5 protein-coding genes and 1 tRNA gene are annotated in these 5,823 nt (G+C 43.2%); 3 read left to right on the forward strand and 3 right to left on the reverse strand.

The annotated features are described in order from the left end of the window. The first annotated feature begins 116 nt into the window (after window positions 1-116). Complete coding sequence (locus GBV73_RS10175) at window positions 117-1,046, forward strand: cell wall-binding repeat-containing protein (RefSeq protein WP_216643945.1); 930 nt, start codon at window positions 117-119, stop codon at window positions 1,044-1,046. Window positions 1,047-1,093: 47 nt separating this feature from the next. Next, window positions 1,094-1,618, forward strand: coding sequence for an NTPase (locus tag GBV73_RS10180; protein WP_371717092.1), 525 nt, complete (start codon window positions 1,094-1,096; stop codon window positions 1,616-1,618). Between the two features lie 5 nt (window positions 1,619-1,623). Here the strand turns inward: GBV73_RS10180 and GBV73_RS10185 are convergent, their stop codons facing one another. Continuing rightward, the gene (locus GBV73_RS10185; protein ID WP_087037416.1) at window positions 1,624-2,346 is read right to left on the reverse strand and encodes an ABC transporter ATP-binding protein; all 723 of its coding nucleotides are present in this window, start codon (window positions 2,344-2,346) and stop codon (window positions 1,624-1,626) included. After that, a complete protein-coding gene (locus GBV73_RS10190) occupies window positions 2,339-3,337 on the reverse strand; it encodes an iron ABC transporter permease (RefSeq protein ID WP_152881150.1) in 999 nt (332 codons plus the stop codon). Before GBV73_RS10190 ends, GBV73_RS10185 begins: the two co-directional genes overlap by 8 nt. A 109-nt stretch (window positions 3,338-3,446) precedes the next feature. Between GBV73_RS10190 and GBV73_RS10195 the strand changes: the two genes are divergently transcribed. Beyond that, on the forward strand, window positions 3,447-5,474 hold the full coding sequence (locus GBV73_RS10195) for a hypothetical protein (protein ID WP_152881148.1): 2,028 nt from the start codon (window positions 3,447-3,449) through the stop codon (window positions 5,472-5,474). Window positions 5,475-5,587: 113 nt separating this feature from the next. Here GBV73_RS10195 and GBV73_RS10200 read toward each other — a convergent pair. Next, a tRNA-Glu gene (locus tag GBV73_RS10200) sits at window positions 5,588-5,665 on the reverse strand. Window positions 5,666-5,823 lie beyond the last annotated feature (158 nt).

Consider the following 5,823-nt stretch of genomic DNA (forward strand, 5'->3'; position numbering starts at 1 on the left):
GTTTCCTCACTAATAACAAAGGTCGCCTTAGGCACACTAAACCACCCATTAAAAAATACTAAGTCAAAATATTTAAACTTCACGCTTTTAACCATTTAGAGAACAGCCCAGACAAGGTGCTAATAATCGGAGGGCCAGCAGCAGTGCCAAGAAACTATGAAGATGACCTAAACGAAATGGAGATAGGATGGGTCAGAATATGGGGCAACGACAGGTACGAAACAAATATTCAGGTGCTTCAGTACATTTTAGAGAACTATCCAGAGCTCTTGGAGGGCACTAAGATAGTCATCGCCCACGGAAGAGACATAGGGGCTATCAAAAAGGCAGAGATTGAAAAGGCATTCCCCATATATGTAGACGCCAACAGAACCGAGAACCAGACCCAGATACTGGCAACAATCAGAGTAACATCAGTGGTGATCATAAAAACACCATATTCAGAAAACATAACCGAGAGAGTTAGAAATGAAATAAGAAACAGAGTTAGGGCAAACATTACTGACGAGCAGGCAAACATAACTGCAGAGATAGTATGGGAAGCCATAGAAATTGCGGAAAATAAGACATTACTCGCTAGGAAATTGTTGGAGAACAGCACTACTACGCTCCCGGCTGCGGAAAGACTTTTAGAGCTTGCCACTAAAGAAATTGAGAGAGCTAGGGAAGCTTATCAAAGTGGAAACTACGGAGAAGCTTACGGACAGGCAATAGCTGCAAAAGCCCACGCGGAAGGTGTGATCAGAATGGCAAGCGAACAAATACAGCTGGCGCTGAAAACAAATCAAACTTTGAGGGTTAGGGTCAGAATAGAAAAACTGAGCAGCATTATAGAAAGATTTGAAAGCATTGGGCTCAATATGACAGAGGAAAAAGGACTGCTAGAGAAAGCAAGAGAGGCGTATGAAAAAGGAAACTACCAAGAGGCCGAACAGCTGCTCAACCAGCTAAGAAACATGGTTAGAGAAAGATTCCACGGGGAAAAGCTCATGATTAGAGAGAGATGGAGAGAAAGGATAGGGGCTCCAATAGCGAGCAGACCATAACATACAGCACCAAATTATTAAACCTCTGCTTTTCTTTTTATAATTCGGTGAGTCTTATGAAAATCTTTATCACAGGCTTACCAGGAGTGGGCAAAACAACCCTCGCCCTAAGAGTTGCCGAGGAACTGAAAGCCTACAACTTAAAAATTGGTGGCTTTATAACACAGGAAGTGAGAGAAAAGGGTAGAAGGGTTGGATTCAAAATTAAAGCCCTCGACACAGGTGAAGAAGGTATATTGGCCTGGGTTGGAGATGGTTATCCGAGAGTGGGGAAGTACGTTGTGAATCTTGAGGATTTAAACCGCGTTGGGGTCTCTGCAATAAAAAGGGCTCTTGAGGATGCAGACCTCATAATAATCGACGAAATCGGTGCAATGGAATACAAGAGCAGGGAGTTTGCAGAAGCTGTGGAAAAAGCTGTTAAGAGCGAAAAACCACTTTTAGCGACAGTCCACAGAAATTATGCCATGCGATTCAGGGACTACGGAAAGCTTTACGTTTTAACACCTGAGAACAGGGAGCATATAAGGCAGGAAATCGCTGACAGCCTGAAGACCCTTCTAAAGCTTTAAACTTTTTATTCCCAAGCAACAATTACCCTCTGCCCTTCCACATCCACTATTTTCGCTTTTACACCATATACCCCCTCCAGAACCTCTGGGGTTAGGGCGGAAGATTTGCCGCTCCACTGAATCTGCCCTTTATTTAGAACTACAACCCTGTCTGCATAGTTCAAAGCAAGGTTTAAGTCGTGCATAACAGCCACAAGGATTTTCTCGTCTTTGATGCCCTTCAAAAGATTCATTATCCGGAGAGCGTGATTGATATCAAGGTGGGAAGTTGGTTCGTCAAGCAACATAACATCACTTCCCTGAGCTAAAGCCCTCGCTATCAGCACCAGCTGATATTCTCCCCCACTCAGCTTTGTTACAAGCTCTTTCCTTCTCTCCCACATTCCCACCTTTCTTAATGCTTCTTCCACGCTGCCCCTAGTTGCATACGTGCCGAGCTCGACAAACTCTTCAACTGTAAACGCAAACTCTGGAAACGAACTTTGCGGAACATAAGAAATGTACTTCGCTCGTTCTCTGGGTTTTAAACTTAACAAATCCAAACCGTTTAGCCTGACATATCCAGAAGGCTTTAAAATTCCAACTAAACATTTCAGAAGGGTTGATTTCCCGGCACCATTGGGCCCTACAATTGCTAAAAGCTCTCCCTTTCTAGCTGAAAACTCCACATCCTTTAAAATCTGCTTTTCGCCATAGGAAAATGACACATTAACCTCAAGCTTATCCAAACAGCTCACCCCTCTTTTTCTTTATGAGGAGATACAGGAAAAACGGGGCTCCAAAGAGAGCTGTAATAATTCCCACCGGAACTTCTGCTGGTTTTAGGATTATTCTGGCAAATATGTCGGCAAAAACCATTAAAGTCCCCCCAAAAAGGGCCGAAGCGGGTAAAAGTCTCTTATGATTCGGGCCAAATACTATCCTCATGGCATGGGGACTTATCAAACCCACGAAACCTATTATCCCGCTGGTAGCTACGGCAAAAGACGTCAAAAGAGATATGACACCAATCACTATTTTTCTGTAGCGGTTTATATCGAGCCCCATCGAAATGCTCTCCTCTCCTAAAAGGAGCAGATTTAACTCCCTCCAGCTGAAAAGCAAAATACTAACTCCTACCACACACGAAAACAAAACCATTTTGACGTCTCCCCAATCGGATCCGTTAAACGTCCCCATAAGCCAAAAGATCGCATTGTGGATTCTGTCTCTCCCCACATAGAGGAAGTAAGACGTTAAAGCATTTGTAAAAAACCCTAAGGCGATTCCAGCCAAGAGCAGCGTGTCCACTGGGATGTGACCATTAACCTTTGCAATCCTATACACCACAACAACTGCCAAGAAAGCACCCACCAATGCAAAAACACTCATATATTGGGGGAAATATAAAGCGGCCAGTGAAGCTCCAACTGCAGCTCCTCCACTTATCCCTATTATATACGGATCTGCAAGCGGGTTTTTAAAGAGAGCCTGAGAAGCTGTGCCAGCTGATGCCAAGCTTACTCCAACAAGGTACGCCAATAAAACCCTAGGCAATCTTATTTGGAGAACAATGTAGCTGTTCCCATTAAGCGAGTTTGGATCCAAAAATGCCCCCTTTAGAGTATCCCAACTGAACGCAGAAAGAATATCTTGAAAAGGTATCTTTACTGGGCCAACGGCTATCCCCAAAAGGATGAGGGCTACTGATGATAGGACTAGCAGGGCAATTTTCTTCATGATTACCACTGGATTATTTATCCAAAACAGGGTATAAAAAGTTATCCTCCTCTAAGCTAAAGAAGGTATAAATACAGTTAATGCATAACACAATATAGGTGATCTCATAATGAAGAAAGCTTTAAGTCTCGCCCTATTTTTGCTCTTAGCTATGTCTAACTTTACAGTAGGGCAGGTATTAATAGAAAACCCACAACCGTCTCTGGTAATCCTCGGAAACCCCTACCCGAAGTACTTCTCAATACCCGAAGGAGAGGAGTACACTGCATATTTCTATGTTATTGAGGATTTGGACATTGAAGAAGTCACTTTCTATTATAGAATAAATTACGGTGAATGGCAGATAAGGCCAGTAAAAACCGCCACCATAAATGAAAACGAGGAAATATACAATTCGATAGTCGGCAGGATATACAACAGATCAGCAATCCTGAGGACATTTTACGGGAAAGCAACTATCCCCTCACAAAAAGCTGGGAGTGTAGTGGAGTTCAAGGTAGCTGTAAAAGATAAGGAAGGTCATGTAAGCGAGAGTATCATTGGAAAATATTTTGTCGTAAAGCCCTCAGAGAAGCGCGTGCTCATCGTTGATCCCTCCGTAAGAGAGGAGCTTTTCATGGAAGGAGCGGAGAACATAGAACTCCTTGTCAACGCAACAGAGATATATCCAGTGGATCTAAGTGACTACAAAGAAGAGCTCGATAGAGTAAAGCCATTCCTCACTCATTCAAGATTCTTAAAACGGCACCACTGGGAGTACCTCGCGCAGTATTACAATATCACAATAGTTTCCCCAGAAGAGCTTGCAACTGCTCTTAAGGAAGTTCAGCCTAAAGTCGTGATTTTATCCAACCTATGGCTAAAAAGATGGGAGATTAAGGATGTCCAAGGCTTAATCAGGTATCTTAGAGAAAACAACGCAGGGATAGTCGCAACTCACGGAACGTTATTCGACGGGGCTGTTTACGATGGTGAGAAGCTGATCCAGATAGGGCCTGTCTCCCATATAGGAACATTTGATGCCTATGAAAAGGGAAGCCTAGCAACATTGCTTGGTTTTGAGCTCCTACCAGTAATAGAGGAAGCTAAAAAAGAAAGTGCCGAAAATGGAAACTATGCAATATTTGAAATCCCAACTATACTGCCGTTCATTCCTTCTGCAGAGAGACTCATTATCAAAAACATAGGCCTCATAAAAAGTGTCTCATCCATTGAGTTCTCCAACGCGACTGATTCTGCATTTGGATGGCAGTACATTTTACCCCCAGAGAGTTTAAACTTCGCCAGAGATGCGATAAGAGAAAAGAAAACCGTAGAAAAGGATAAGATACTGGAGTTCTTCAGTCTCCAAGAGAAAATATTCGGTCATTCAAAACCAGCCAGAGGGGTATATGCACTGGACTTCCCGCTTGTTGATGCCCTGAAAAATCTAAGGTTTACAGATGATGATATACAACTCCAAGTAGGGGGCACTGGAGTGACTCTAACCCCCAACCGTCCGGTAATCGAGAGAGTTCGTCTGCTGAGTGCAATAAACAGGGACATTGTGAGCCTGGATGCCCTTTCAAAAGATTACCTCTCTGCAGTTATAACAAGGGATGAGAAATACCGCGGAGACGGGATAAGGAGTGCCTATATCTCCTTTGAAATAGAGGCTGGTGGAGAAGAAGAGCTGCTGGCCCTAAAAGACATTGTGGAGTGGGCATCAAACTTTGAACCAATAAAGACTTTTGCGCCAATTGTTCAAGTAACAGTGCTATCCAACGATATTGACTGGAACATAAAAGGGCAATACATCAAAGAACACTTCGAAAAGATGGGAGCAACGGTAACAAGGGCAAAGCCAGAAGAATTTGAAACCTACAAAAAGAATAAAATCATAATAATCCTCGGCGGTCCCAAAGCCTATGATGGAGTTGGTGAATACGTAAAGCAGGTCTTGGATGAGAACGAACAAGAAAAGGTAATCAACGGAAAACAGGGAATCTTCATAAAGAGAGACGTCTGGGAGAGAGGGCAGATAGTAATAGTGCTGGCTGGAAAAGATAGGTACCAAACAGGGGAGAAAGTGTTGACGTATTCAGAGGGAGTAAATGAAGATTATGTAAACCTGCTTGCAGAATTTTTAACAAGCTGAGATCTTAGATGAGTTTCGTTTCTTTTTTCTTTTTAAATACTGAAAGCCTGACATCCCAAAACAACATAAAACACATGCGAGTTTTGATGGAATTTTCTCAGAAAAGTTTTTTATGGTGCCCCGGCCGGGATTTGAACCCGGGGCGCGGGCTCGAAAGGCCCGCATGTTTGACCGGGCTACACCACCGGGGCGTCCAATATCCTAACGTTGAGATGTATTTAAAAAGTTTTCGCTCAAAACGGGCGTGTTTATAGTAACCTTTATTAGGGTTTTTGCTGAATTCTTTCAGGTGGTTGTCGTGATCCCCAGATGGGATCACAGACTCAAAGACCCTGAAAGCGTGGCATTC

Origin of the sequence: Thermococcus sp. 101 C5 (assembly GCF_009372125.1) — an archaeon.
Lineage (GTDB): Archaea > Methanobacteriota_B > Thermococci > Thermococcales > Thermococcaceae > Thermococcus_A > Thermococcus_A bergensis.